Below are 26,497 nucleotides of genomic sequence, written 5' to 3'. Positions count from 1 at the left end.
GTCACTGCGGTTTGGGAGCAGGCGCCAGTTGGCCCGTAATGGTGCCGACCAGCGCGGTTGGCGCGCTTTCGATGCCCACCGTCGGTGTTTCGGCGACCTCGGCCTTGCGCTGCGCCAGCGCGCTGGTCAGGCTGGTGAGCGCGTCGGCTCCGGCCGGGAAGCCGGCCTCCGAGAGGATCTTGTCGATCATCGGCTTGAATGCGGAGACCGACAGCAGCTGCGCGGCGAGGCCGTCGCCGAGCCCGAGGCCGCCATTGCCGTTGGCGTGGCCGTTGGCGCCGCCGCGACCGAGCATGCTGCCGGTGTCAAAGATCCGGATGTCGGAAATCTTCTCGATCGGCTTCACCGCCTCGGCGAGCGCGCTCGGGATCACGTTGATCCGCGCGAGGTTGAGATCGTAGGCGATCATGTCGGCGCTCAGTCTGTTGCGCGCCTCCGCCTTCATCGTCGCGACCTCGGCTTCGGCCTGGCCGAGCGCCTTGACGCCGGCAGCGCGGGTGGTGGCAGCCGCCGCATCGGCCTTGGCGAGCACGTTGGTGGCTTCCGCCTTGTTGGCGGCGGCCTGGCGTTCCGCCTCGGCCATCACCGTGATCGGCATCGCGTCGGTCTCGGCCGCCTTGCGCGCCGCGATCACGTTGATGATCTTGTCGCGCTCGGCGATCTCGGTGGCGCGGGCGGTGGTGACCTTTTCCTCGGCGGCGATCGCAACGGCACGTGCGGTCTCGGCGATGGTCTGGGCCTCCGACTGCTCCTTGCTCTTGGCCGCGACCGCGATGGCGCTTTCCTGCGCCACGATCTGAAGATCGCGCTCCATCTCGGTGTTGCGTCGCTTGACCGCGAGATCGGCCTCGATCTTGCGGGTGTCGCGGGCCTGGTTGGCCTCGGTCTGTTTGTTGGCGACCGCGAGCTCCTGCTGGATGCGGTATTCGGCCTCGTTCTGCAGCGCGGTCTGTTCGACCTGCGCCGTCTGCGCGCGCATCGCGGCGGTCTTGTTGGCGATGTCGCGCTGCTGGGCGAGCTCGGCCTCGCGCTTGGTGCTTTCGATCGTCAGCGTGGTCTGCCGCGCCACGAGGTCCTGCTGGGCGATGTTGACCTCGGTGGTGCGGACGATCTGGTTGCGCTCCTGCTCACGCTCCTTGGTGATCTTGGTCAGCGTGGTGAGGCCGTGCGCATCGAAGAAATTGCTCGGGTTGAAGTGCTTGATGTCGCTCTGGTCGAGCTTCGTCAGCGACACCGATTCAAGCTCGAGACCGTTGTTCTGGATGTCGGCGCCGACCGCGTCCTGCACCGCCTTGACGAAGGTGGCGCGCTGCTCCTGCAATTCCTCGAGGTTCATGGTCGCGGCGACCGAGCGCAGGCCGTCGACGAACTTGGCCTCGACCAGTTCGCGCAGCTCGGCGGCGTCGTTGGTGCGGTTGCCGAGCGTCTGCGCGGCGAGCGCGATCGATGACGAGTCGGGTTTGACGCGCAGATAGAACTCGGCGCCGATATCGACGCGCATGCGGTCCTTGGTGATCAGCGAGTCCGGGCCGCCGCGCGCGACCTCGAGCCGTAGCGTCTTCAGGTTCACCGCGGCGGTGGAGTGGAAAATCGGCAGCACGAGCGAGCCGCCGTCGAGCACCACCTTCTGGCCGCCGAGGCCGGTGCGGACATAGGCCTCGTCGCGCGTCGAGCGCTTGTAGAGCTTTGCGAACAGGAGACCGATAACGAGGATGACGATGACGCCAATAACGACGGGTACAGCAAGTTCCCACATGTGTTATGCCCTGTTGGAAGATCGTTGTTGTTCGACGAGGTCGGCTGGAGCGGCAATCGCGATGAAGCCCTTGGCGTCGCGATCGACCAGCAGCACGCTGGCGCCGACCGGCAATACCTCGGACTCCGCGCTGGCACGCGCCGACACGGTGTGCCAGTTGCCGAAGACATCCTTGAGACGGACCCGGCCGGGCAGGCCCTGATCGAGCGGGCCGACCGACACGGTTGCGACCTTGCCGACAAAGTCGCTGTCGTTGACCGCATAGCTCTCGTCGCGCGGAATGATGCGGGCGAGGCCGCGGCTGGTATTTCTGATCACGGGGATGCTGCCTGCGGCAGCAACCACCGCGGCAAGCGAGACCGGGATGGCGGTGCCTGCGGCGTGCGCCAGTCCCTGAAGCAGGAAGCCTCCGATCGAGAAGATGCCGAGGATCAGGATGATCAGGATCAGGAGGGGAAGCCGTCCGGCGTTGATCCAGAGAAACAGGCCACTGAGAGCATTGTGGCTCTCGGCCTCGACCGCGAAATCCTTGCCGATGAGTTCGCTGATCGAAAGTCCGACCATGGTGCTGAGCAGTTCGATACCGCCAAGTGCCACCATGATCGCAGCCGCGACCGCGAAGGGCCGCACGTCGGGGGCGAGCAGAATGTCGCCAACTGCACTCATTTTTCTGACTTGATCCTTTCAAGCCGCGCCGCGATTTCCTTTTCGCGATGCAGGCGATCGAGTTCGTCAAGCTCCTTGTCGCCGAGCACGCTGGCGGCGGGAACGCCGGTGACCCGGGCGATCGCCGCCATGGCGCGCTCAGCACTCAATGTATTGGTCGTCGATGGACCCCGGCTGGTTTCGTCCTGGGCCTCGCGGATCAGGCTTTGTTCGAGATCGGCCAAGCGCGTCTCCGCCTCGCGGCGCGCGCCGAGCATGGCCTGCAGCGCCTTGGTCTGCTCGTCGATTTCGAGCTCGATGAAATCCATCGCGCGTTCCAGCGCGATCACCTGCGACTCCAGATCAATTTGCCGTGCAACGCCGGCGCGCGCGAGATCCTCGCGATTTTCCGCAAGTGCGAGACGAATCTTTTCGTTCAGATTGGTCGTTTCGGTATCCAGTTCTTCGCGCCGCTTCTTCAGGCGGAATTCTTCGGCGCGCGACTTGCCGAGCGCGTAGCGCGCCTCGTCGGCGCCGGCGTCGATCTCGCGGATCGCCTGTTTGACCAGCGCGACCTTGTTGTTGTTCTCGACATTGTCGATGGTCTGGCTCGCGATGGCGGCAAGAAGCCGGCCCATGCGCGCAAGGATGCCTTCGTGAAGCATGGTCTTCTCCTCCGGTTGTGCTGATTTCGATTTGACGGCGATGTGGATTTCGTAGCCGCGTCCATCCGAGATCAAATGCGCCGGGAAGGGGCTTTCCCAGCCCGAGACATATCCCGGCACATCGAACGGCACCAAGACGCGTCCGCTGACAGTGCTAATGGTCAGTGAAGTTGGGCCCTTGATTGCGAACAACTTGTCGTCGAGCGGTATCCGGCGGACGGCGGCGCCTGCGATGTAATTGGTGCGGTCGCGCAGGCCGAGCGTCACCAGCCGTGCGGGCAGGCCGGTCTCCTTGCGGATCTTCTCGTAGGCCTGGGCGTGCAGCGAGACGAGGTTGGCGCCGACGGGGGCGACCTCGGCGAGGATTGCCATCATCCGGTCGTAGGCCGCAAGGGTCGCCTCGATCGCCTCGATGCCTGAAGGGTCAGGGGCGAGGGCGTAGCGCAGGGTTGCGGTGGGCGTCTCGACGGGCAGCTTGATCATGCATCTAACGTAAAGCACTTCCTCAGTGCTTTACAAGCAGCGCGGTTGGTATCATTTTCGTGAGCCTAGATGCAGTTGCAAATGAGTTGCAGTAACGGGAGAGATCGGCCATCCTTGTCGGATGGATGCTCGGACCCCTGAACTGTCTTCCGTTTCCGTTCCCAATGCCGTGCCAGGCGGCTGGCGGGGCGATGCCGGACATGTGCGCAGCCTGCCGGAGGTGAACGCGACCGTCGCGGTGCCGTCAGGCGGCCTTTGGTGGCGGCGACTGCTGGCCTTCGCCGGGCCGGGCTATCTGGTTTCGGTCGGTTATATGGACCCCGGCAACTGGGCCACCGACCTCGCGGGCGGATCGAAGTTTGGCTACACGCTGCTGTCGGTCATCCTGCTCTCCAACCTGATGGCGATCCTGCTGCAGGCGCTCGCCGCAAGGCTCGGCATCGCCACCGACCGCGATCTCGCCCAGGCCTGCCGCGCGACCTATTCGCGGCCGGTGAACCTGCTGCTTTGGCTTGCCTGCGAGGCCGCGATCATCGCCTGCGACCTCGCCGAGGTGATCGGCACCGCGATCGCGCTCAAGCTGCTGTTCGGCATTCCCCTGATTGGCGGCGCGCTGCTGGCGGCGCTGGATGCGTTCCTGCTGCTGCTCCTGATGAACCGCGGCTTCCGCTTCCTCGAGGCCTTCGTCATCGCGCTCTTGATCGTCATCGCGGTCTGCTTCGTCGTCCAGATCGCGGCCGCCGTGCCGCCGGTTGCCGCCGTGATCCGCGGCTTTGTGCCGTCGCGCGAGATCGTCACCAATCCGGAGATGCTGTACATCGCGATCGGCATCATCGGCGCGACCGTGATGCCGCATAATCTCTACCTGCACTCCTCGATCGTGCAGACCCGCGCCTATCCGCGCACCGAGGAGGGACGGCGCGACGCGATCAAATGGGCGACCACCGATTCCACCATCGCGCTGATGCTGGCGCTGTTCGTCAATGCCGCGATCCTGGTGCTGGCGGCCGCGACCTTCCATAAGAGCGGCCATTCCGACGTCGCCGAGATCGACCAGGCGTTCGAGCTGCTGTCGCCGCTGCTCGGCCTCGGTATCGCCTCGACGCTGTTTGCCGTGGCGCTGCTCGCCTCCGGCCTCAACTCGACGGTAACGGCGACGCTGGCGGGCCAGATCGTGATGCAGGGCTTTCTCGATCTGCGGCTCCCCGACTGGCTGCAGCGGCTGGTGACCCGCGGCATCGCGATCGTCCCGGTCATCGTGGTCGCCGCGCTCTATGGCGAGAGCGGCACGGCGCAGCTGCTGGTGTTCAGCCAGGTCGTGCTGTCGATGCAGCTGCCGTTCGCGGTGATCCCGCTGGTGCGCTTCGTGTCCGACAAGCGCAAGATGGGCGCGTTCGCGATTTCGCGTCCCGTCGCGGTGGCGGCGTGGATCGTCGCCGGGTTGATCGTGGTCCTGAACGTGAAGCTGCTGATCGATACGTTCTTCGGCAGCTAGTCCTGCGGCTCGGCGAGCACCTCGCCTGAGGCGTCGACGCGGAGCCAGCCCGACGGCGCGAGCCGCTGCTGCGGCAGGAAGCGGCCCTTGTAGTCCATCTTCTTGGAGCCCTCGATCCAGTACCCGAGATAGACGTAAGGAAGGCCCTGCCGGCGGGCGCGGGCGATATGGTCGAGGATCATGAAGGTGCCGAGCGAGCGGGCCTCCAGCCCGGGCTCGAAGAACGAATAAACCATCGACAGCCCGTCGCTGAGCACGTCGGTCAGCGCCACCGCCATCAGCTCGTCGCCGCGGCCGGTGATGGTGCTGTCGGCATTGCGCTTGCGGTACTCGATGATCCGGGTCTCGACATGGCTGTCCTCGACCATCATGGCGTAGTCGAGCACGGTCATGTCGGCCATCCCGCCGTTGCGGTGGCGGCGGTCGAGATAGGCGCGGAACACCGAATATTGCTCCGAGGTCGGCACCGCGGTGCGCTGCTCGCCGATGATGTCGGCGTTGCGCGCCAGCACCTTGCGGAAGTTGCGGGAGGGGCGGAATTCGTTGGCGATCACCCGGACCGAGACGCAGGCCCGGCACTGGTCGCAGGCCGGGCGGTAGGCGATCGACTGGCTGCGGCGGAAGCCGCCATGGGTCAGCAAGTCGTTGAGATCGCCCGCTTTGTCGCCGACCAGGTGCGTGAAAACCTTCCGCTCATGTCGGCCCGGCAAATACGGGCAGGGCGACGGCGCCGTCAAATAGAACTGGGGAGTATCACGCGAATGCTGGGTCACGTCAGATCGTCGGGCTCCACAAACAATAAAGGCAGCCGAGTGAGCATCGCCCCCCTGAGGCTAACGGTCAATTGGTTTAGGCGGGCCTAATAGGAGGTCCGCGCGGCCGGGGCGACCGGGGTCCGGACCGAGCTGTTGATAATGACGGTTCCGAGGATGATGTCGTGCAGCAGCCGGCGGCGGCCGTTGAGCAGCCCGATCAGGAGCACCAGCGGCGACAGGAACGAGATCGTCACCCAGAACAGCACCGCATGGGTGGCGCCGAGCACGAAATAGCCGCGCGCGCCGTACCAGGTGCGCAGTTCCAGATCCATCATGCGCATGCCGATGGTGGCCGAGTGCTGCCCGCCGATCGAGGCGCCGTAATAGACGATCGCCCAGACGATCGAGGCCGGCGAGACCAGCCAGAACAACGCCCAGCCGAGACCGAGCGTGACGAGGCCGAACACCGCGATGAAAATCACCGCCAGGATCACCGGCACCGACAGCACGAACAGGTCGATCAGGAACGCAAAGACACGTCGCGTCAGCACGCCGCGGAACAGGTCCGGCTGCATCATTGGGTCGAACGCATGCGGAGGCACGCCGCCGTCGTTGCGCCAGGCCTCATTGCGCCAGGTGCCGCCGTCATTGCCGTAAGACATGACCAACCTCCGATGAAAGTCCCGCGCAGGACATGGGAACAGAAGGCGCGTTCGCCAAGCCTGCGCGAACATTAACTAGCCGAAATAATCCGGCGATTCGGGGGCTGGATCGAGCGGTTCTACCTTCGCGCCGTCATTGCGAGCGGAGCGAAGCGATCCACTTGTCGCAACAACGGGCGGCGGCCGTCAGCTCTCCGTCTTGATCTTTTCGGCGGCCTTCGGCGCGAAATAGGTGAGGATGCCGTCGGCGCCGGCGCGCTTGAAGCCGACCAGGCTCTCCATCATCGCGCGCTCGCCGTCGATCCAGCCATTGGCGGCGGCGCCCGCGATCATCGCGTACTCGCCGGACACTTGGTACACGAAGGTCGGCATCGCGAAATGGTCCTTCACGCGGCGGACGATGTCGAGATAGGGCATGCCCGGCTTCACCATCACCATGTCGGCGCCCTCGGCGATGTCGAGCTCGACCTCGCGCAGCGCCTCGTCGGAATTGGCGCTGTCCATCTGGTAGGTGCGCTTGTCGCCGGTCAGCGTCTTGGCCGAGCCGATCGCGTCGCGGAACGGGCCGTAGAAAGCGGAGGCGTATTTCGCCGCATAGGACATGATCTGCACGTCGCCGAAGCCGCTGTCGTCGAGCGCCTCGCGGATCGCACCGATCCGGCCGTCCATCATGTCCGACGGCGCGATCACGTCGCAGCCGGCTTCGGCCTGGGTCAGCGCCTGCTTCACCAGCACCGCGACGGTCTCGTCGTTGAGGATCCTGCCGCCCTCGATCAGCCCGTCATGGCCGTGGCTGGTGAAGGGATCGAGCGCGACGTCGCAGAGCACGCCGATGTCGGGAAACTCCTTCTTGATCGCGCGCACCGCCTGGCAGACCAGATTGTCGGGGTTGAGCGCCTCCGAGCCCTGCTCGTCGCGCAGCGACGGCTCGGTGAACGGGAACAGCGCGATGCAGGGGATGTTGAGCTTTGCCGCGCGCTCGGCGTCGCGGACGATCTGGTCGACGGTGAGCCGGTCGACGCCGGGCATCGAGGCCACCGGCGTGCGGGTGTTGTGGCCATCGACCACGAACATCGGCCAGATCAGGTCGTTGGTGGTCAGCACGTTCTCGCGCACCAGGCGGCGGGCCCATTCCGACTTGCGATTGCGCCGCATCCGGATCGTGAGGTCGAGCGAGGGGGAGGCGAGGGCGTCAGTCTGGCGCCGCGGCGCATCGCGCAGTTCGATCGGGCGCCCGAATTTGATCGCCATGTTGTCTTCTCCTCGACGGACGGCAGTTCTGGACCTGATAAGGTCTGGACCTGATATAAGTCCGGTTCTAGCACCTGTCAGGGCCGCCGTCATTGCGCCGCTATTGCATCCGTGGCGCCCTTGATTTGCCGCAACGGCAATTGATTTTGCGTCCCCGGCGGGCCAAGACTGCGCCCATGAACCCCATTTTGCAGCCGCTCTGCGGCGATTCGGATGTCTGACACCTCTGCACGCGATCAGGCGCGGGACAATGCCATCTCGGTGAGCGCGATCTCGTCCGACCGGATCGAGCCGGACGACAATGCGTGGACGCGGCGCCTCGTCATCTTCCTGCGCATCATGGCTGTCGTCTCGGTCGCCAAGGGCCTCTATCACTGGGCCCAGGTAACCGGCTTCGTCGGCGGCGAGGAGGAGGCCTTCGAGAACCAGTCGATGGCCTGGCAGACCGCCACGATCTATTTCGCCGTCATCGAGCTGGTCGCCGCCGTTGGGCTCTGGCTCGCGACGCCCTGGGGCGCCGTGGTGTGGCTGACCACCGTGGTGTCGATGGCGGTCATCGAGCTGATGTTTCCCGGCATCTATGGCGGCAGTCTCACCGTGGTCGGGCTCGAGGCGCTGATGCTCGCCGCTTATCTCGCGCTGGCTTGGATGTCGGCGCGCGAACGCCCGCCATAGGCCCGCGTGCAGCGATGGCCTGATGCACTGTTGCCCCGTGGCGACAGCGCCACGAATAGCCGGCCGCGGCCGGCAATATTTGCCAGCCGTGCGCGCAACGAGAAGACAGCTCTGCTGGTTCTGATAGGTGGGTGCCGACAGATCGCATCCGTTTGAGACACTCCCTTGCGGGACCGTCTCTACGGGACCTGCCGTCGGGGCCCATTTCACCGGACCTCGGCGCGTGTGCCGGCCGGCTTTGCGCGGGCCGACGGCGGAACCGGTCTTGCTCTCCGCAACAGATCTGCACCGCTTGCGCGCATCGCGTGCACGTCCCGCCGCTGCACTCCGATAAAATTTTCAAAGAATTTTCCGGTAACCAATCGGTCACCGTAAAGGGTTCCCTCATACCCGTTACGCCACCGTTTCGAATTCAGACGATGCTGTTTCCGAATGTGACAGGGCAGGCAGACGAAGCGTGAACAAGGGGCCGCCACCGTCAATGAAAAGTTGCGAAAAGCCTTTGATCCATGGGCTTAATCCACGATTCACTGTCTTAAATTCATGATCTCTTTATTCTCTTATTTAAGCGGATATTCAAACGGCCCCCTTACGTTGGACCTATCAGGCGGGACACAAGTTTCGTCGAACAAAGTCGATAAAAACGACAAACAGGGGAAGTGTCATGATGAAAGCCGTTGCGACAACGGCGGCGGATGCCGCCGATCGCGCTACCGGTCAAGCTCCGGTGCAGCCGCTCTATCTCGAAGCCCTGACTTTGGTGGAGCGGCTGCATCGCCGGCTCCTCGACGTCATCAAGGACGAATTCGATCGTCGTGGCCGCGCCGACATCAACTCGGTGCAGGCGCTGCTCCTGTACAACATCGGCGACAAGGAGTTGACCGCCGGCGAGCTGCGCACCCGCGGCTACTATCTCGGCTCCAACGTCTCCTACAATCTGAAGAAGCTCGTCGAGCTCGGCTTCCTCGATCATCAGCGCTCGCGCGTCGATCGTCGCTCGGTCCGCATCCGTCTGACCCCGCAGGGCCAGGAAGTCCGCAAGATCGTCGATGCGCTCTATCAGAAGCACGTCAAGACGGTGGAGCAGGTCGGCGGCATCTCGAACGAGGAGTTCGCGAGCCTCAACAAGTCGCTGCATCGCCTCGAGCGCTTCTGGACCGACCAGATCCTGTATCGCCTCTGAGCCTTCCTGTTTTCGCCTGATGGCCAAGCCGGCCGCGCGAGAAGACCGGCAGCCTTCCTTCAGTCCAGCCTTGCTCCAGTCAACGCATCGGTCATGCCCGGCCGATGCGTTTTTCATGCTGCACCTGCGAAAATAAATGGGCCCCGGCGAGGAACCAAGGCGTTCCCTGCGGCTTATCCGTTAGCCAACGGAGAGGCAGGGATATGTTGCTCGAACGCGGGATTGAGGTGCTGAATGTCGAGGTCGTCGGTGACGCCTACGCGATCGCCTCGAACTATCTGCGCAAATCCGGCGCCATTCCCGACAATTTCGCCACCAATGAGCGCCTGCTCGGCATCATCGTGAAGCTGTTCCAGCGTGGTGAGATGAATCGCCTCCGCCTCGCCAACAAGGCGATCGCGAAGTTCGAGGCCGAGACGCTGGTGGTCGCCTGAGCGTCAACCCGGAGACTTCAATGGAAGCCGCTATCGATCGGATCATGCAGACGTATGATCTGCTGCTCAACCGCACGCCCGCTGCAAGCGATGAAGCGCGGGCGAAGGTGACAGAGTACGTGCAGACGCTGTTCGACGCCGGCGAGCGCGATCCGCATCGGTTGACGGTGTGCGGGCTGACCTATCTGCGCCAGCTCGACGGTAGCACCGACCACGTGAAGGCCGGGTATACCGGGCTGTAGCGGCGGGCCTGGTTTCGCGGTCCGATTCTGCGTCGTCGGCAAGGCTTCCTCGGCGCCGATTGCTCGCAACGACGCGGTGACTGTGCGGGTTCCTCACGCACGATCGTCGTCCTGGCGAAAGCCAGGACCTATAACCACCGCATTTGGCGATGATCGGGATCGCGGCCCCAGCGTCGCGCAACAACAGAGATTTGGGGTAATGGGTCCTGGCTTTCGCCAGGACGGCACTCAGTTTGTCGCAACTCAAAACTGAAATGGAGCAACCGAAACCGCCAACTTTCCGTCGCTCGATTTCTGCACGGTGAATTCGACTTCCTTGGAAGCCTTGATGTCGCCCACAGAGACCGAGATGCCGCCGCTGCATTGCAATGTTCGCTTGTCCTCACTTGCCGAGGTCGTGACGATCTTTTCACCGAGGAGGTATTGTGGATTTGCGTTTTCCGCAGTGGGCTTCGCCGTCGATTCCCTGGCGGCGAAATTGACAAGCGGATTGCGGTGATCGTTGGAGATGGTCTGGAGCACGGCCTTCCGGGTTTCGATTGAATCGCACTCGAGTTGATCGCCGCAACCACCCAGAACAACCAGAACCGGAAACCCTAAAAACCAAAGCAGTCGTGACGGCATGCCGATTGACTTGTGTGGGATGGATGGTTTCCGACAACCGACCCAACGGAGCATGGTTCCTGCGCTCGCGCTCGGCGCGGCCGCTCCGGCTGCGGCTGGCGATCTTGCTAACCGGCCGGCCACTATCGAAGGGAACGCTAATCTTGCTGCTCCGTTGGTCCTCGATTGCTTGCGAGGAGCCGATCATGCGCACAACCGTCCTATTCGCTGTCCTGGCGTTCGTCCTGGCGTTCGGCGTTGCAGGACTGGCAAGTGTGAGCCCAGCCAGCGCCCGGGATTATCGCTGGTGCGTGCAGGGGCGCGGCGTCGGCTATCCCGGCGATTGCATGTACCAAACCCGCGCCCAGTGTCTCGCGTCAGCTTCCGGAAGGAACGTGACCTGCGGGATCAATCCTCGTGCCGCATATGGTCAGCAGCGGCGGGGATATCGCGACCGCTATTGATTGTCGCGCCGATGGCGCGCGCGAGGCGGTTGGGGAAGGGCGCACCCTAAGGGTGATGCGGTTAGCCGGGGCCGCTTTTTGAGCCTGCCGTTTTGAAACCTCTCCTGCCCTATGGAACCTCTCCTGCCCTATGGATAGGTGTGGCCTTTCTGAGCAACGCGCACAGCCAGTGGCGTGCGGGGAAGATCCCCAAACTCGGACGAGTCGTAGTCTCGGCCTTCAGGTGTCACGATGTGGATGTCGTAACACTGCGACCGTGAAAGCTCTTTTGCCTTGCGTAGAGCTGCTTCGGCCGTGCCACGACGGTGCACGATCTCTCCAAACTTGCACCTAGCCTTTACGGTGAAGCTCATCTTTCTTCTTTTTCTTGTTTCGCTTGACGACCTCGGCCTGAGCCCGGAACGCTTGGGCGAGGCTCTTCATTTGCTCGGCCGCGAATTCGTCAGCCGTCCGCACCGCCGCCTGCTCGGCGGTCTTGGCCTGTTTCTTCAGGTCCTTGGCCATGCCCATGCCCTGTAACGTCCATGCCGTTTCGCCGGTTCCATCCGTCTGATCTCATTGACGCGAAGCTGGCAGGAACTTTTTAGGCTTCCCGGGCTTTTTGACTTTGCTTTTGGGGCAGCCAAACGTCAGCGTTGGAGAGAGGAGCCATGAAGCGACGACGCCGGGTTAGGCAGATTTTCCCTCTTGAAAAACGCCTTGCCCAAGAAGCCGAACGGCTACGTCAACGGGCCAAGAACCTTCCTCCCTGTCGAGAGCGAGAGACCCTGTTGAGGCAGGCGCGGCATGACGAAACCACCGCCAATTTGGCGGCGTGGCTACTGTCTCAAGGTCCGCGGGCACCCATCTAGGAGGACGCTCAATGCATACAAACCACCACCATATCGACGGTGTGGAGATTGCCTTTGTCAGCGCTGCGACCGTGTCGCTTGTGGCTCTCATCGCCTCCATGGCCTGGCTTTTGCTAGGGTGAAATTCCGAACCAGGGCTCCGATCCGAGACCTTCGATCGGGATCGTTAGGCGGAACCCATGGAATGAAAGATCTTCTCCAGCGTGACCAATGAGCCAAAGATTGCGCCGGTCACAGCGAGGAAGACAGCGAAATAGTAGATCAGATACATAAGGCAACGTCTCCCGGATGCGTACCAAGCCTCCGGATAACGGACGCGTCCTTTGATGGTTCGAAGGCACGCGGGTGGCTTTGCGGCCTTCGCGCGAGGCGAGCGGCGGGCATCACGAGCGGATTTGCTCTCCCGCCGCCATGAATCGCTCACGCCGCGCGTGACGACCGATCGGAATCGTCGAGCAACCGGCCTAGTATCCGGCGTTCTTCCTCGATCCTCCGTCGATAGCGTTCGCGCTCTTGTTCCGAGGTCGCGCTATCCAGCAGGAATTGATAGTGACCGATGACTTTTTCGCTGCCTCTTATGAGCAGTTGTTGCAGCCCATTCATGGCGTGATCTCCTCGCAAGCTGCGCGATCGAACGAGGAGGGAAGGGATGGAATGTCGGCCGCGAGGCCTTGCATTGCCGTGGTTTCTTCGGACAGCCGTCTTTCGATGAATTCGCGCTCGAGGTCGGAGAGCTGGGTCTGCAGCAATCGCCGATACCGATGAATATTGTTGCGATGAGCGCGCAACTGTTCAAGCCGGTGGTCGAACAGTTCTGAGCTCCGGCGCCTTGCCTGTCCAAATCTTGACCGCCAGCGTCCCTCGAGGCGGTCGATGACGTGCTTCGGTAGCCTGATGTCTGTCATCTCGCGCTCCTATGCAGCCAGGCAGCGGTCGACGGAGCGCAGGCGGGCAGGCCGGCCGCCTGGCGGATGGTGCGGATCGCTGTCGAGCGCGCGAAGCGCTTCGAGGATGTCGCTGACAGGAACGGGCGCTTTGAGCCCCTTGGGTGCGCGCAAAGCGGGATTGGACGCTACAGCGCTGGCGTCCGAGGCCCAGGATGCCAGGAGAGCGCGTTTCTCGGCCAGGCTCAGGCGAGAATCCCGCACCACATCGTGCGGGACCTCATATTGGTGGTGATCGCCAATCGGCAGATGAAAGCCAATAACGTTATGAGCAGGCGCGGTCGTCGGCCGCATGGATACCTCCGTTCGAAAGACGAGTTGCTGAGAAGAGTGAGAAGACGAAGCCGCGACCTGTTCGTCGGACGCGGCTTCGCCGGTTCAATCAGGCGGCGACGTTTTCGAGCTGTCGGGGCGCCGTGTTCGATGCCGCGTTGATCGCGATGCGTCGCGGCTTCATCGCCTCCGGCACTTCGCGCGCCAGCTCGATCCTGAGAAGCCCGTTGTCGAACGCCGCGCTCTTGACCTCGACGTAGTCGGCCAGGCTGAACTGGCGCTTGAATCTGCGCGTCGAGATGCCCTGATAGATGTATTCGCGCTCGGCCTTCTCGACCTTGACGCCTTCGACAGTCAGAACGTTCTGCTCTGCCGTGACGGAAATCTCATCCGGCGCAAAACCGGCGATCGCGAGCACGATCTGATAGCTGTCTTCGGACAGCCGTTCGATGTTGTAGGGCGGGTAGTGATCTTCGCCGGCCCGGTGGGCTGCTTCGGCGAGATCAAAGAGCCGGTCGAATCCGATGGTCGACCGGAACAGGGGAGAGAAGTCGTATGTGCGCATAGCCAAATCCTCCATAGAGCAAGATGGATATGAACGGCACCGGACACGACCGGTGCCCGTCTCGTCTGGCCCCGAGGGGCGACCAGGCCCCAGCCTCCGCGATGGGGGCTGGCGCGGAAGAAAATAAAAACCGGAGAAATCGTGTCAAGAACCCGGCCGAAAAATTTTTGCGGTTGCCGCGTCAGAACTGCCACCTGCGGCCGCGCCGTTTGAATGCCTGCGATCAGCCCGCCTCGAGGGAGGCGTGTTGCAGACAGGACATCGCCGTGGAAAATCGGATCGCCGATTTACATAAGCTAATGCTGGAACCGCGCGGTTCTTGATGGATGGGGGAGCCTGCCTCCAATAGCTCAGCCCCGGATCAGGCAAACGGCCCCAGCACCGGCCTCCAGGCCCCCAAAGGTGCTGGGGCCATTTCGTGGTTTGGCGCGTTACCTGATGCGTATCGGGCGAGCTTCGACCGCGCCACCATCAAGTGAGTGATCTGCCGCAGCGTCCCGTCTGCCCTCAGTGAGCAGACGGGACGTCGGTGTTACTTGTTCTCCGGCTTCCACGTCGTGCTGGCGCGATCGTATTTGAAACCGGGCGCGGCCTTCAGGCTGTCCTTGGTCTCGTCGAGCGTAAGCCACCACTTGTCGTCCTTCTTTTGAGACTTGACGGCCGTGAATGGCACGATCACGTCCTTCTCGCCGGCGCCGAGGAAGCCGCCGACACCGACGACGAGACCGGTCACCTTGCCGGACTTGTCGACAAGCACGTCGTCGATCGTCCCGATCTTGGATTCCTTCGGGTCGTAGACATTCTGCTTGTAGTAGTTGGTGATGGTCGAACTGTCCGCCGGCGCGGCGGGCATGGTGGTTGCTGCATGCGCGGCGGTAGCGAACGCCGCAGCCATGATGCAGCCGATAGCCAACTTCTTCATGAGAGGTCTCCTTGCTTCAGTGCATATGGCCGATCAGGTAGATGCCGCCGCCGATGACGATGATCGCCGGCACAGCCCAGAGAATGATGACTGGCATGCGATCGCCTTCTAGTTCGAGGTGCAGACCTTGACGCTCTTCATGCCGGTCTCGGCCTCGGAGCGCGTCTTGTAGACAGTGCCCGACGGGCTGACGACGGTGGTCGTCGTGTCGACCGGCTTCTTGTCGACGATCGTGCACTTCTTCGTCTTCACGTCCTGCACGACGTAGAATTCATCCGCTGCAAATGCCGGCGTGACGAAAGCGGCAAGCAAAGATGCCGCGACAATGGTCTTAAACTTCATGTTCTCTCCTCCAATAGCCGTACCAATCGGCGGAGGTGGAACGGGAGAAAATGGCGAAGGTTCCTAGGACAGGCTTGCGTTGGCGAGGCGCTCCGAATCAAAGCAAGCGAAAAATGATCGGAGATGGTGCGGCGATTTGCAGCACTGGCTAGCCGCGCCCTCCGGCTTGCCGAAGGCTGTGGCGAATGGTCGCTAGGGATACGCAGACGCGAGATCGGCGAGCGATTCCTGACCCGAAGGGACCGCGCTGTCCGAGCGGCGATGCGATCACGTGACCGGATGCAGCCGGCGATCGGCAGGCTGCTTTCCGAAAATTCAGGAGGAAGCCCCATGATCCCGTCCCAAATGCGCCTGTTCGGCGCGGTCGTCGCGCTGTTGCTTGGGGCGAGCGGTCCGGCGCCCGCGCAGCAGCTCGAGCTCAAGCTGATGGCGCCGGCGGCGCCCGGCGGCGGCTGGGATCAGACCGCGCGCTCGATGCAGCAGGCGCTGGTCGCCTCCGGTGTCGCGCGCAGCGTCCAGGTCACCAACGTTCCCGGCGCCGGCGGCAGTGTCGGCATCGCGCAGTTCGTCAATGGCGCCAAGGGCGACGGCAACCAGATGATGGTGAACGGCTTCGTCATGGTGGGCGCACTCGCCATGAACAAGTCGCCGGTGACGCTGGATCAGGTGACGCCGATTGCGCGCCTCACCGAGGAGACCCAGGTCATCGTGGTGCCGGCGAACTCGCCGATCAAGACGGCGCAGGATCTTGCCGCCGCGGTGAAGGCCGATATCGCCAAGGTGACCTTTGCCGGCGGCTCGGCCGGCGGCGTCGACCATGTGATGGCGGCGCTGTTCGCGGGCACGGTCGGCGCCGACGCCAAGAAGATCAACTACATTCCGTTCTCGGGCGGCGGCGAGTCGCTCGCAGCCATTCTCGGCGGCAAGGTCACGGCCGGCATTTCCGGCCTCAGCGAATATGAAGGGCAGATCAAGGCCGGCAAGTTGCGCGCGCTCGGCGTGACGTCGGCGCAGCGTCTGCCCGGCGTCGACATCCCGACCTTCAAGGAGCAGGGCATCGATCTCGTGCTGGCCAATTGGCGCTCGGTGGTCGCACCGCCCGGCATCACGCCGGAGCAGCGCAAGGTGCTGAGCGATGCGGTCGAGAAGATGGTGAAGTCCGATGCCTGGAAGGAGATCCTGAAGCAGAAGGGCTGGGACGACGCCTATCTCGGTGGCGACGCCTTCGCGGATTTCCTGAAGAAGGAGATCACGCGCGTGACCGAGGTGCTGAAGTCCGTCGGCCTCGTGAAGTCATGATGCCGGACGCGGCGTCTGAAAACCTCCGGCCGGCGCCGGCGCGGCGGGTCGATCGCGCCGGCGTGGTCATTGCGGCCGCGCTTGCCGGGCTTGCCGCGGTGCTGGTGTGGGACGCCAGCAAGCTGCCGTCCACCACGATGTACGGCATGGGGCCGGAGGCGATGCCGGTCGTCATCGCGATCGGCCTCGTCATTCTGGCGATCGGCAATCTGATCGACGCGCTGCGCGGCAACCTGCCGCCGCGCGAGAGCATGGATCCGAAACCGGTGTGGCTGATCATCGGCGGCCTGGCGCTCCTGATCGCCATCATCGGCCTTGGCGGCGGCTTCATCCTCGCCACCTCGGCGCTGTTCGTTACCACGTCGGCGGCGTTTGGCCGCCGCGCCGTCCTCGTCGACACCGCCATCGCGCTCGTGATCACGACGCTGATTTATCTCGCGTTCGACAAGCTGTTGACGCTGAGCCTTCCCGCCGGCCCGCTGGAGCGACTGCTGTGATGGACACTTTTGCCGCGCTGGCGCACGGCATGGCGGTCGCCATGCAGCCGATGAACCTGCTCTACGCCCTGATCGGGGTGTTCCTGGGCACCGCGGTCGGCGTGTTGCCGGGCATCGGTCCGGCGCTGACGGTCGCGCTGCTGCTGCCGGTGACCTACAAGCTCGATCCCGGCGGCTCGCTGATCATGTTCGCCGGCATCTATTACGGCGGCATGTATGGCGGATCGACCACCGCGATCCTGATCAATACGCCGGGCGAGAGCGCGTCGATGGCGACCGCGCTCGAGGGCAACAAGATGGCCAAGGCCGGCCGCGGCGGCCCGGCGCTGGCGACCTCGGCGATCGGCTCGTTCGTCGCCGGCACCATCGCCACCATCGGCCTCGCATTTCTCGCGCCATGGCTGGTCGATTTCGCCGTGCGCTTCGGGCCGGAGGATTACTTCGCGCTGATGTGCGTCGCCTTCGTGACGGTGTCGGCAACCTTCGGCGACTCGCCGGTCCGCGGCCTCACCAGCCTGTTCATCGGCCTCACGCTCGGGCTGGTCGGCATCGACAAGCTGACCGGACAGGCGCGGCTTGCCTTCGGCATGCCCGAGCTGCTCGACGGCGTCGAGGTGACGACGCTCGCGGTCGGCCTGTTCGCGGTCGGCGAGGCGCTCTATGTCGCCTCGCGTCGTCATCACGCCGAGGAGAAGCTCGAGCCGGTGCGCGGCTCGTTGTGGATGACGCGGGAGGACTGGCGGCGGTCGTGGAAGCCGTGGCTGCGCGGCACGCTGTTCGGCTTTCCGATCGGGGCGCTGCCGGCGGGTGGGGCGGAGATCCCGACATTCCTGTCCTATTCCACCGAACGGCGGCTCACCAAACATCCCGAGGAGTTCGGCAAGGGCGCGATCGAAGGCGTCGCAGGGCCGGAAGCGGCGAACAACGCGTCCGCCGCCGGCACGCTGGTGCCGCTATTGACGCTCGGGCTGCCGACCTCGGCAACGGCGGCAATGATGCTGGCGGGCTTCCAGCAATACGGCCTCAACCCGGGGCCGCTGTTGTTCGCGGAGCGGCCCGACCTGGTGTGGGGCCTGATCGCGAGCCTGTTCATCGCCAACGGCATGCTGCTGGTGCTCAATCTGCCGCTGGTCGGGCTCTGGGTGCGGCTGCTCGCGATCCCGCAGCCTTGGCTCTATGCCGGCATCCTGGTGTTCGCCACCATGGGCACGATCGCGGCGAAGCCGTCGGTCGTCGAGCTGTCGATGCTGGCTGCGTTCGGCGTGATGGGCTTTCTGATGCGCCGGTTCGACTTCCCGATCGCGCCCGTCGTGATCGGGCTGATCCTCGGGCCGATCGCCGAAAGCCAGTTGCGCCGCGCGCTGGCAATCAGCCTCGGCGATCCCATGGTGCTGCTGCAAAGCCCGATGTCGGCGACGCTGCTCGGCATAGCGCTGATCGCGCTGCTGGCGCCGTTCGTGCTCAAGGGATTGGGGCGATTCAAGGCGAACGAGGACTAGGACGCGACCAGACCGTAAAAGGCCCGCTCCGGGGCTCGCATTTCGGAGCGGGCCAGTCTGGGCACGGCAAATATCGCCGCGACGCGAAACCTAGCGCGACAAGCTGACACCACCCTGACGACAGCGAAAAAAGCGAGGCGGCCGAATGCCGCCTCTCGGTCACATGATTTTCCGTGAACGGAAAGTTCAGCTCACCATTTGTAGGCGAGGCTCGCCGTGATGCGGCGGCGATCGCCGTAGTAGCAGGAGCTGATGGTCGCGCAGCTCGCGACGTAGATCTTGTCGGTGACGTTCACGACATTGAGCGCCGCGCGCCAGTTGTTGTCCCATTCGTAATGCAGTGCGAGATCGCCCAGCACGACCCCCGGGACGCGCGCGGTGTTCGCGGTGTCGGCAAAGGACGAGCCGACATAACGCACGCCGCCGCCGAAGCCGAAGCCCGTGAGCGGGCCGTCGCGGAAGGTGTAGTCGGTCCACGCTGATGCGAGCTGCTGCGGCGCGTTGGTCGGCACGGTGCCGATCAGCGCGGGATTGAGGTCCTTGCTGACGAACAGCTCGTAATTGGTATAGCTCGCCACCAGCTTGAAATCGCGCGTGATGTTCGCGACCGCCTCGAGCTCGACGCCGCGCGAGGTGACTTCGCCGTTCTGGGTCTGGAACAGCGGGTTGTTCGGATCTGTTGTCAGCGCGTTCTTGCGCTTGAGGTCGAAATACGCGACGCCGAACCGTGCGTTGAGCCCGACCGGCTCGTATTTGACGCCGACCTCGGTCTGCTCGGAGGTTTCCGGCAGCAGCAATTGGCCGGACGCGGTGGTGCCGATGACCGGATTGTAGCCCGTCATGTAGGAGACGTAGGGCGCAACGCCGCTGTCGAAATTGTAGATCGCGCCGACACGGCCGGAGAACTTGCTGTCGTCGCGGCCCTGGGACGCGCCGATCCGGTTGTTGTTGGTGAGATCGACCCAGTCCTGGCGTCCGGACAGCACGACCGTCAGGCGGTCGAGCTTGACCTGATCCTGCAGATAGAGGCCGGCCATGCCCTGGGCGAGATAGCCGTTCTGATAGAGCGGGCCGCTATACGGCAGGTTGGTGCCATAAACCGGATTGAGCACGTTGAGATTCGTGCCCATGCCAAAACCCTGGCGGTCGTCGATGCCGTAATATTTCAGATCGACGCCGACCAGTGCGGTGTGCTGCAGCGCGCCGGTGGTGAAACGGTATTCGAGCTGATTGTCGAGGTTGAGCTGGGTGGCGATGCCGCGGGTGTAGAAATTGCCGCGGGTGATGTCGGCGGCGGCCGGCGTCGTCGCGTAGCCGAGTCCATAGAGGCCGGCATAATAGACATCGACATGCGCCATGCGCGCGTTCTGGCGGAAATCGACGCTGTCGGTCACGCTCTTCTGGAACTGGTAGCCGACCATCTGCTGGTCGCGGCGGAACTGGTCGGCGCTGGGATCGCCGACGAACAGGCTGGTCGGAATCCGGCCGAACGGCGCGTTGGTGACGGTGCCGACATAGGGCAGGAAGTTCAGCGCGCGGGTGTTGCTGTGCGAGGCCATGCCGAACACGGTGAGGCTGGTGTCGGCATCGGGTCGCCAGGTCACCGATGGGGCAAAGAAGAAATTGTTGTCGTAGACATAGTCGGTCTGGGTGCCGCCGCCCTGGGCCTGGCCGACCAGGCGGTACTGCACCTGGCCATTGCCGGGCTGCGCCGTCGCGCCGCCGATGTCGAACTGGGTATAGGCGTTGCCGAAATTGTTGACGCCGGTCTCGATGTAGCGATTGGGCTCGGCCTGCGGCAGCTTGCTCACCGCGTTGACGAGGCCGCCCGGCGCCGAGCCGCCATACAGGATGCCGGACGGACCGCGCAGCACCTCGACGCGCTCGAGATTGAAGGGCTGCAGCTTCCAGCTCGCATAGGAGGTGTAGAACAGCTGCAGGCCGTCGAGGAACAGCGACTCGTTCTGCGCGGGGAAGCCGCGGATCATGAACCAGTCGTTGCGGAAATCGGCGCCATAGGTGCCGCCGATGACGCCCGGCGTGTAGCGCAGCACCTCGTCGAACTTGCTGACGATCTTCTGGTCGCGGATCTGCTCGGCGCTGATGACCGACACCGATTGCGGGGTCTGGATGATCGGCGTGCTGGTCTTGGTGCCGCTGGCGCTCAGCCGCGCCAGATAGCCGGTGACCGGGCCGTTGGCGCGTTCGTGCCCGCCGCCGGCGCCCGCGGGCTGCCGTGCGAGTTGTGGCTGCGCGCCCACTGGCGCAACTGTTGCGCGGCGCGAGGCGCTGCGTGCGCGCGTGGTCCGTTGCGAAGGCTGCTGCGATCGCGCCGCCTGCCGCTGCGGCGCCTCGACTGTCACGGACGGCAATTGCGTCTGGGCGAAGACATCGTCCGCACCAACAACCGAAAACACAACGACAGCCGAAGCAGCAAACCGCTGCGGCCGAATCCACCTGCACGACATTTATTCCACGCTCCGTAAAAAAAATCTTGAGCGAGTCGTTATCACGGTGATTTTCGCGAGCAGCCTGCACGCGGTTAGAAGCTGTCGAAGTTGCACGCAAAGCTTGGCTGTGTGACCGGGAGACAACGGCGTATGACGCGCAATTGCACGCATCGCGTGAGAGCCTTGAATCGATCCAGTGTTGAACGATTCAAAAATCGAACGATTCAAAAATTGTCTCGTCATCTCGTGAGTCGATGCATCGCGATCGCGCGCGACATGATCAAGCCAGTCCGATGTCGCGCGGTTGCGCGAGCAACGCGTCGAAACCTCGAGGCGATGGTTGTCTTGTCCGCGGCCCCGAGCGGTCGGGAAGGGGTTGTCACGTTCTATTTGGCGGCTGCCACAGCCGTGCTGGCCGCGCGGCGGGAACCGGGCGGCGGGGGCGGCCGTCCGGCCGGCTGGCAATCCCCGCCGTCCCCACCATATCTGGCATAATTGACCGGCAGGGACCGCAACCGCTTGGCCATTTTGGGGCGATGTGATAACGCTCTGAAACCAGCTTCGACCGCCACTTGTGACCGTCCGCACCCTGCTTAAAGGCTTGCGGCGGTGGAGATATTTCGCCGATGACCTCATCCAGCAAGACCGCTTCCGCGCCCGATTCCTTCTTCACCGCGACCCTCGCCCAGGCCGATCCCGAGATCGCCGCCGCGATCAAGGGCGAGCTCGGCCGGCAGCGTCATGAGATCGAGCTGATCGCCTCCGAAAACATCGTCAGCCGCGCCGTGCTGGAGGCGCAGGGCTCGGTGATGACCAACAAATACGCGGAGGGTTATCCGGGCGCGCGCTACTACGGCGGTTGCGAGTGGGTCGACGTTGCCGAGACGCTGGCGATCGAGCGCGCCAAGAAGCTGTTCGGCGCCGGCTTCGCCAACGTCCAGCCGAACTCCGGCAGCCAGATGAACCAGGCGGCGTTTCTGGCGCTGCTGCAGCCCGGCGACACCTTCATGGGCCTCGACCTCGCGGCCGGCGGCCATCTCACCCATGGTTCGCCGGTCAACATGTCAGGCAAGTGGTTCAAGGCCGCGCACTACACCGTGCGCCGCGAGGACCAGATCATCGACATGGACGAGGTGCAGAAGCTGGCCGAGCAGGTCAAGCCGAAGCTGATCATCGCCGGCGGCTCGGCCTATTCGCGCGCCTGGGACTTCAAGCGCTTCCGCGAGATCGCGGATTCCGTCGGCGCGTATCTGCTGGTCGACATGGCGCATTTCGCGGGCCTCGTGGCCGGCGGCGTCCATGCCTCGCCGGTGCCGCACGCCCACGTCACCACCACGACGACGCACAAGTCGCTGCGCGGTCCGCGCGGCGGCCTGATCCTCACCAATGACGAGACGCTGGCCAAGAAGCTGAACTCGGCGATCTTCCCGGGCCTGCAGGGCGGTCCGCTGATGCACGTCATCGCCGCCAAGGCGGTGGCGTTCGCCGAAGCGCTGCGGCCGGACTTCAAGGTCTACGCCAAGAACGTGGTCGAGAACGCCAAGGCGCTGGCGGAGACGCTGCGCGGCCACGGCCTCGACATCGTCTCGGGCGGCACCGACAACCATCTGATGCTTGTCGACCTCAGGCCGAAGGGCCTGAAGGGCAACATCTCGGAGAAGGCGCTGGTGCGCGCCGCCATCACCTGCAACAAGAACGGCATCCCGTTCGATCCCGAAAAGCCGTTCGTCACGTCCGGCCTGCGTCTCGGCACGCCGGCGGCGACCACGCGCGGCTTCGGCGTCGCCGAGTTCAAGCAGGTCGGCGGCATGATCGCCGAAGTGTTGAACGCGCTGGCGCAGTCGCCGGACGGCAAGGCGCCGCTGGTCGAGGCCGCGATCAAGGAGCGCGTCAAGGCGCTGACCGATCGCTTCCCGATCTATCAGTAAAAGGTCGCTGCTAGAGGTCCCGTCGGATGCGCTGCCCGAGTTGCAATTCTCTCGACACGCAGGTCAAGGACTCGCGTCCGACCGAGGACTCCGCGGTCATTCGCAGGCGTCGCGTCTGCATGGCCTGCAACTTCCGTTTCACGACCTTCGAGCGGGTGCAGCTGCGCGAGCTGACCGTGATCAAGCGCAACGGCCGCCGCGTGCCGTTCGACCGCGACAAGCTGGTGCGCTCGCTGCAGATCTCCTTGCGCAAGCGCCCGGTGGAATCCGAGCGGGTGGAGAAGATGGTGTCCACCATCGTGCGCGAGCTCGAAAGCGGCGGTGAGGCCGAGGTCTCCTCGGAGGCGATCGGCGAGATCGTGATGGAGCATCTGCGCCAGCTCGACGACGTCGCCTATGTGCGCTTCGCCTCGGTCTACCGCAATTTCCGCGAGGCCAAGGACTTCGAGGCCGTGCTCGACGAATTGACCGGCGAAGAGGACCCGCGGCTCGCGACGCTACGCAAATGATCTTCCGCATTCTGGAAGACCAGTTCGCGCAGAAGGCCAAAGAGGCCAAGGAAGCGGCAAAGGCGGCCGATCTGCGCTTCATGCAGCTGGCGCTGGCGCTTGGCCGGCGCGGGCTCGGGCGCACCTGGCCCAATCCGGCGGTCGGCGCCGTCATCATCAAGGACGGCGTGATCGTCGGCCGCGGCTGGACGCAAGCAGGCGGCCGGCCGCATGCCGAGGTCGAGGCACTCAGGCGCGCCGGCGATGCCGCGCGCGGCGCCACGCTCTACGTGACGCTCGAACCCTGCTCGCATTTCGGTCGCTCGCCGCCTTGCGCCGATGCTGTGGTTGCGGCCGGGCTCGCACGCGTCGTCTCGGCGATCGAGGATCCCAATCCGGAAGTCGCGGGGCAGGGGCACGCCGGGCTGCGTGCCGCAGGCATCGCGGTCGATGTCGGGCTGTGCGCGGAAGAGGCCGCGCGCGACCATGCCGGGCACTTCCGCCGTATCCGCGACAAGCGCCCGCATGTGATCCTCAAGCTCGCGGTGTCCGTCGACGACAAGATCGCTGCAAGCGGCGGCAAAACAGTTACGATCACCGGAGAGGCCGCGCGGACCCGGGTGCATCTGCTGCGCGCGCAGAGCGATGCGATCCTGGTCGGCATCGGCACGGTCAAGGCCGACGATCCGCTTTTGACCTGCCGGCTGCCCGGCATGGCGGCGCGCTCGCCGGTGCGCCTGGTGCTGGACCGCGCGCTGCGGATCGCTGGCGACAGCCGCCTGGTGCATTCGGCGCGCGAGACGCCGCTCTGGGTGCTGAGCTCGGATATGGCGGAGGCGCCTGCCGCGGTGAAGCTAGGTGCCGCCGGCGCGCAGGTGATCCGCGTCGCCGCCGGCGCGTCCCAAGGGCTCGATCTGCCGTCCGTCCTGCATGCGCTGGCGGAGAAGGGGATCTCGCGCCTGCTGGTCGAGGGCGGATCGCGCGTGGCAAATTCTTTCGTGGCAGCCGGCCTTGTCGACGAGATCTGGCTGTTGCGCGGACCTGATGCGATCGGTGCCGACGGCGTTCCCGCGCTGGACGCAATGCCGCTCGACGCAATCACGCAGTCGCCCGCCTTCCGGCTTCGTGCTAGCGAAGCCTTGGCCAAAGATGTTTTGACTATCTACGATCGATCCTAGGTCGTCATGCCCGGGCTTGACCCGGGCATCCACGTCTTGGTCGCCAGCAGTGAAGTAAGTCGTGGATGGCCGGGTCAAGCCCGGCCATGACGAAGAGTAAGAGGTTTGTTGTGTTCACGGGAATTGTCACCGATATCGGTGAGATCACCAGCCTGCAGCAGGTCGCGCAGGGGCAGCTGCACCGGATGCGGATTGCCTGCGACTACGACCAGACCACGATCGCCGACGGCGCCTCGATCGCCTGCAATGGCGTCTGCCTCACCGTCGTCGCCTCCGGCACCGCCGATGGCAAGACCTGGTTCGATGTCGATGCGGCGGCTGAGACGCTCGGCATGACCACCGCCAAGCATTGGGGGCAGGGCGGCCGGCTCAACCTCGAGCGCGCGCTCAAGATCGGCGACGAGCTCGGCGGTCACATCGTGGCGGGGCATGCCGACGGCATCGCCACCATCGTCAAGCGCGACGATCTGCCCGACATGGCGCGCTTCGAGCTGCGAACCAGCCGCGAACTGGCGCGTTTCATCGCGGCGAAGGGATCGGTCACGCTGGACGGCGTGTCGCTGACCGTGAATACGGTCGACGACGTCAGCTTTTCGGTGCTGATCATCCCGCACACGCTTGGTGTCACGACCCTGAGCGGCTGGAAGGCCGGCAGCGAGGTCAATATCGAGGTCGATCTGATGGCCCGCTACGCGGCGCGGCTGTCGGAGATGAAATGACGGCATAGCGGTCAAGCGGCAGTCATTCCGGGGCGATGCGAAGCATCGAACCCGGAATCTCGAGATTCCCCGGTGCACTATTGTGCACCTGCGGTCTGGTCCTTCGGACCATCCCGGAATGACAGTGCCTGAGGCATTCGTGCTTGGCTTCAGTCGTCGGGGCGACTACAAACTCGCGAAACGTTGACATCCAACGTTATCGGTAAATGTCAACAATATGAAATGGATACGTAGATGGCTGACGCGCGGCGCGCACCCCTGAAGGACCAGACCGACATTACCGGCGCACGCGTGCTGATCGTCGAGGCGCGGTTTTATGACGACATCCAGGATGCGTTGCTGGAAGGCGCGCTCGCCGAGATCAAGGCCGCAGGCGCCAGCCATGACGTGATCACGGTGCCGGGCGCGCTGGAGATTCCGGCGGCGATCGCGATCGCGATCGATGCGGCTGAAACGAACGGCAAGCCCTATGACGCGGCGATCGCGCTCGGCTGCGTGGTGCGCGGCGACACCATCCATTTCGAAATCGTCTCGCAGGAATCCTCGCGCGGATTGATGGATTTGGCCGTCAGCCGGAAATTCCCGCTCGGCAACGGCATCCTCACCGTCGACACCGAGGCGCAGGCCTGGGCGCGGGCGCGCGCCAGCGAGCTGAACAAGGGCGGCGACGCGGCGCGTGCGGCGCTGGCGATGCTGCGGATCAAACGCCGCCTGGCAAAGGCCTGACCATGGCTGACAACAAGAAGCCCGCGAAAGCTCCCGACAGAAAAGCCAACCGCCGCGGCGCGGCACGGCTCGCGGCGGTGCAGGCGCTCTACCAGATGGACATTGGCGGCGCCGGCATCAACGACATCTTCGCCGAGTTCGAGAGCCACTGGCTCGGCAACGAGGTCGAGGGCGAGAAATACCTGCCGGCGGAAGCCGCGTTTTTCCGCGACGTGGTCTCCGGCGTGGTGCGCGACCAGGCCAAGCTCGATCCGCTGATCGACGAGGCGCTGTCGAAGGGCTGGCCGCTGAAACGGATCGACGCCATCCTGCGCGCGGTGCTGCGGGCAGGCTCCTACGAGCTCGAGCACCGCAAGGACGTGCCGGGCCGCGTGGTGGTCTCCGAATATGTCGACGTCGCGCACGCCTTCGTCGAGAAGGACGAAACCGGCATGGTCAACGCCGTGCTCGACCAGATCGCGCGCCAGTTCCGCGGCGACGAGTTTGTGCGGAGCTGAGTGGAG

Annotated in this window: 30 protein-coding genes; 15 read left to right on the top strand and 15 right to left on the bottom strand. The window is 64.3% G+C overall.

Going from position 1 to position 26,497, the window contains the following annotated elements:
- Position 1: 1 nt before the first annotated feature.
- Genes J6525_RS12630 through J6525_RS12620 form a run of 3 tightly spaced genes read right to left on the bottom strand, consistent with a single transcriptional unit; the run spans position 2 to position 3,549 of the window.
- Positions 2 to 1,756 (bottom strand): flotillin family protein, encoded by a 1,755-nt coding sequence (locus J6525_RS12630; protein WP_092078048.1) that lies wholly within the window; start codon positions 1,754 to 1,756, stop codon positions 2 to 4.
- A gap of 3 nt (positions 1,757 to 1,759) precedes the next feature.
- Positions 1,760 to 2,422, bottom strand: a complete 663-nt coding sequence (locus J6525_RS12625; RefSeq protein WP_225644767.1) for an OB-fold-containig protein — start codon at positions 2,420 to 2,422, stop codon at positions 1,760 to 1,762.
- Complete coding sequence (locus J6525_RS12620; RefSeq protein ID WP_225644766.1) at positions 2,419 to 3,549, bottom strand: PspA/IM30 family protein; 1,131 nt, start codon at positions 3,547 to 3,549, stop codon at positions 2,419 to 2,421. Before J6525_RS12620 ends, J6525_RS12625 begins: the two co-directional genes overlap by 4 nt.
- Before the next feature lie 121 nt (positions 3,550 to 3,670).
- On the opposite strand from J6525_RS12620, the gene J6525_RS12615 reads away from it, so the two are divergent.
- Positions 3,671 to 5,044, top strand: a complete 1,374-nt coding sequence (locus tag J6525_RS12615) for an Nramp family divalent metal transporter (RefSeq protein ID WP_225644764.1) — start codon at positions 3,671 to 3,673, stop codon at positions 5,042 to 5,044.
- Here the strand turns inward: J6525_RS12615 and J6525_RS12610 are convergent.
- The 3 genes from J6525_RS12610 to hemB all read right to left on the bottom strand — a co-directional run bounded on the left by J6525_RS12610 (position 5,041) and on the right by hemB (position 7,712).
- Entirely contained in the window at positions 5,041 to 5,817 is a 777-nt protein-coding gene (locus J6525_RS12610) for an arginyltransferase (protein ID WP_092078034.1), read from the bottom strand. The two genes, J6525_RS12615 and J6525_RS12610, sit on opposite strands and share 4 nt — an antisense overlap.
- Positions 5,818 to 5,903: 86 nt before the next feature.
- Entirely contained in the window at positions 5,904 to 6,461 is a 558-nt protein-coding gene (locus tag J6525_RS12605) for an RDD family protein (RefSeq protein ID WP_092078031.1), read from the bottom strand.
- A 186-nt stretch (positions 6,462 to 6,647) separates the two neighbouring features.
- The gene (hemB, locus tag J6525_RS12600) at positions 6,648 to 7,712 is read right to left on the bottom strand and encodes a porphobilinogen synthase (protein ID WP_092078028.1); all 1,065 of its coding nucleotides are present in this window, start codon (positions 7,710 to 7,712) and stop codon (positions 6,648 to 6,650) included.
- Between the two features lie 213 nt (positions 7,713 to 7,925).
- Here hemB and J6525_RS12595 point away from each other — a divergent pair, with 213 nt between their 5' ends.
- From J6525_RS12595 to J6525_RS12580, 4 genes are all read left to right on the top strand, one after another.
- Positions 7,926 to 8,387 carry a DUF6163 family protein gene (locus J6525_RS12595; RefSeq protein WP_016845013.1) on the top strand — a complete coding sequence of 154 codons (462 nt, stop codon included), beginning with the start codon at positions 7,926 to 7,928 and terminating at the stop codon, positions 8,385 to 8,387.
- Positions 8,388 to 9,051: 664 nt separating this feature from the next.
- Positions 9,052 to 9,570, top strand: a complete 519-nt coding sequence (gene ldtR, locus J6525_RS12590) for a transcriptional regulator LdtR (protein WP_018271925.1) — start codon at positions 9,052 to 9,054, stop codon at positions 9,568 to 9,570.
- A 203-nt stretch (positions 9,571 to 9,773) separates the two neighbouring features.
- Entirely contained in the window at positions 9,774 to 10,004 is a 231-nt protein-coding gene (locus tag J6525_RS12585) for a hypothetical protein (protein WP_016845011.1), read from the top strand.
- 20 nt (positions 10,005 to 10,024) lie between these two features.
- Positions 10,025 to 10,246: a hypothetical protein gene (locus J6525_RS12580; protein WP_016845010.1), complete on the top strand. Its 222-nt coding sequence runs from the start codon at positions 10,025 to 10,027 to the stop codon at positions 10,244 to 10,246.
- 243 nt (positions 10,247 to 10,489) lie between these two features.
- On the opposite strand, the gene J6525_RS12575 is transcribed toward J6525_RS12580, so the two are convergent.
- Entirely contained in the window at positions 10,490 to 10,870 is a 381-nt protein-coding gene (locus J6525_RS12575) for a hypothetical protein (RefSeq protein WP_141341081.1), read from the bottom strand.
- Positions 10,871 to 11,055: 185 nt separating this feature from the next.
- On the opposite strand from J6525_RS12575, the gene J6525_RS12570 reads away from it, so the two are divergent.
- Positions 11,056 to 11,313, top strand: coding sequence for a DUF3551 domain-containing protein (locus J6525_RS12570; RefSeq protein ID WP_092078420.1), 258 nt, complete (start codon positions 11,056 to 11,058; stop codon positions 11,311 to 11,313).
- A gap of 330 nt (positions 11,314 to 11,643) precedes the next feature.
- Here J6525_RS12570 and J6525_RS12565 read toward each other — a convergent pair whose 3' ends face one another.
- The 7 genes from J6525_RS12565 to J6525_RS12530 form a co-directional block, all read right to left on the bottom strand.
- Entirely contained in the window at positions 11,644 to 11,817 is a 174-nt protein-coding gene (locus J6525_RS12565; RefSeq protein WP_225644762.1) for a hypothetical protein, read from the bottom strand.
- A 767-nt stretch (positions 11,818 to 12,584) separates the two neighbouring features.
- On the bottom strand, positions 12,585 to 12,767 hold the full coding sequence (locus J6525_RS12555) for a hypothetical protein (RefSeq protein WP_057020734.1): 183 nt from the start codon (positions 12,765 to 12,767) through the stop codon (positions 12,585 to 12,587).
- Entirely contained in the window at positions 12,764 to 13,069 is a 306-nt protein-coding gene (locus J6525_RS12550) for a hypothetical protein (protein ID WP_225644760.1), read from the bottom strand. Before J6525_RS12550 ends, J6525_RS12555 begins: the two co-directional genes overlap by 4 nt.
- Before the next feature lie 9 nt (positions 13,070 to 13,078).
- The gene (locus tag J6525_RS12545) at positions 13,079 to 13,402 is read right to left on the bottom strand and encodes a hypothetical protein (protein ID WP_092078022.1); all 324 of its coding nucleotides are present in this window, start codon (positions 13,400 to 13,402) and stop codon (positions 13,079 to 13,081) included.
- An 88-nt stretch (positions 13,403 to 13,490) separates the two neighbouring features.
- The gene (locus J6525_RS12540) at positions 13,491 to 13,946 is read right to left on the bottom strand and encodes an Hsp20 family protein (RefSeq protein ID WP_057020733.1); all 456 of its coding nucleotides are present in this window, start codon (positions 13,944 to 13,946) and stop codon (positions 13,491 to 13,493) included.
- A gap of 532 nt (positions 13,947 to 14,478) precedes the next feature.
- Positions 14,479 to 14,868 carry a PRC-barrel domain-containing protein gene (locus J6525_RS12535; protein ID WP_028340955.1) on the bottom strand — a complete coding sequence of 130 codons (390 nt, stop codon included), beginning with the start codon at positions 14,866 to 14,868 and terminating at the stop codon, positions 14,479 to 14,481.
- 108 nt (positions 14,869 to 14,976) lie between these two features.
- Positions 14,977 to 15,210 carry a hypothetical protein gene (locus tag J6525_RS12530; RefSeq protein WP_092078020.1) on the bottom strand — a complete coding sequence of 78 codons (234 nt, stop codon included), beginning with the start codon at positions 15,208 to 15,210 and terminating at the stop codon, positions 14,977 to 14,979.
- Between the two features lie 330 nt (positions 15,211 to 15,540).
- Between J6525_RS12530 and J6525_RS12525 the strand changes: the two genes are divergently transcribed.
- From J6525_RS12525 to J6525_RS12515, 3 genes are read left to right on the top strand one after another with little or no spacing between them, the layout of a single operon-like run.
- Positions 15,541 to 16,509 (top strand): Bug family tripartite tricarboxylate transporter substrate binding protein, encoded by a 969-nt coding sequence (locus tag J6525_RS12525; protein WP_092078017.1) that lies wholly within the window; start codon positions 15,541 to 15,543, stop codon positions 16,507 to 16,509.
- Positions 16,509 to 17,006, top strand: a complete 498-nt coding sequence (locus tag J6525_RS12520) for a tripartite tricarboxylate transporter TctB family protein (RefSeq protein ID WP_092078416.1) — start codon at positions 16,509 to 16,511, stop codon at positions 17,004 to 17,006. Before J6525_RS12525 ends, J6525_RS12520 begins: the two co-directional genes overlap by 1 nt.
- The gene (locus J6525_RS12515) at positions 17,006 to 18,505 is read left to right on the top strand and encodes a tripartite tricarboxylate transporter permease (RefSeq protein ID WP_092078013.1); all 1,500 of its coding nucleotides are present in this window, start codon (positions 17,006 to 17,008) and stop codon (positions 18,503 to 18,505) included. Before J6525_RS12520 ends, J6525_RS12515 begins: the two co-directional genes overlap by 1 nt.
- A gap of 191 nt (positions 18,506 to 18,696) precedes the next feature.
- Here J6525_RS12515 and J6525_RS12510 read toward each other — a convergent pair whose 3' ends face one another.
- A complete protein-coding gene (locus J6525_RS12510; RefSeq protein WP_225644758.1) occupies positions 18,697 to 20,973 on the bottom strand; it encodes a TonB-dependent siderophore receptor in 2,277 nt (758 codons plus the stop codon).
- Positions 20,974 to 21,581: 608 nt separating this feature from the next.
- Between J6525_RS12510 and glyA the strand changes: the two genes are divergently transcribed.
- The 6 genes from glyA to nusB all read left to right on the top strand — a co-directional run bounded on the left by glyA (position 21,582) and on the right by nusB (position 26,491).
- Positions 21,582 to 22,883, top strand: coding sequence for a serine hydroxymethyltransferase (gene glyA / locus J6525_RS12505; protein ID WP_057020726.1), 1,302 nt, complete (start codon positions 21,582 to 21,584; stop codon positions 22,881 to 22,883).
- Between the two features lie 26 nt (positions 22,884 to 22,909).
- Complete coding sequence (nrdR, locus tag J6525_RS12500) at positions 22,910 to 23,392, top strand: transcriptional regulator NrdR (protein ID WP_016844999.1); 483 nt, start codon at positions 22,910 to 22,912, stop codon at positions 23,390 to 23,392.
- Positions 23,389 to 24,549 carry a bifunctional diaminohydroxyphosphoribosylaminopyrimidine deaminase/5-amino-6-(5-phosphoribosylamino)uracil reductase RibD gene (ribD, locus tag J6525_RS12495; RefSeq protein ID WP_225644756.1) on the top strand — a complete coding sequence of 387 codons (1,161 nt, stop codon included), beginning with the start codon at positions 23,389 to 23,391 and terminating at the stop codon, positions 24,547 to 24,549. Before nrdR ends, ribD begins: the two co-directional genes overlap by 4 nt.
- A 110-nt stretch (positions 24,550 to 24,659) precedes the next feature.
- Complete coding sequence (locus J6525_RS12490) at positions 24,660 to 25,268, top strand: riboflavin synthase (RefSeq protein ID WP_092078003.1); 609 nt, start codon at positions 24,660 to 24,662, stop codon at positions 25,266 to 25,268.
- A 234-nt stretch (positions 25,269 to 25,502) separates the two neighbouring features.
- Positions 25,503 to 25,994: a 6,7-dimethyl-8-ribityllumazine synthase gene (gene ribH / locus J6525_RS12485; protein ID WP_225644754.1), complete on the top strand. Its 492-nt coding sequence runs from the start codon at positions 25,503 to 25,505 to the stop codon at positions 25,992 to 25,994.
- A gap of 2 nt (positions 25,995 to 25,996) precedes the next feature.
- Entirely contained in the window at positions 25,997 to 26,491 is a 495-nt protein-coding gene (nusB, locus tag J6525_RS12480; protein ID WP_038385411.1) for a transcription antitermination factor NusB, read from the top strand.
- Positions 26,492 to 26,497 lie beyond the last annotated feature (6 nt).

Origin of the sequence: Bradyrhizobium australafricanum (assembly GCF_020329495.1) — a bacterium.
Taxonomy (GTDB): domain Bacteria; phylum Pseudomonadota; class Alphaproteobacteria; order Rhizobiales; family Xanthobacteraceae; genus Bradyrhizobium; species Bradyrhizobium australafricanum.
This window is presented reverse-complemented; position numbering and strand designations above follow the sequence as displayed.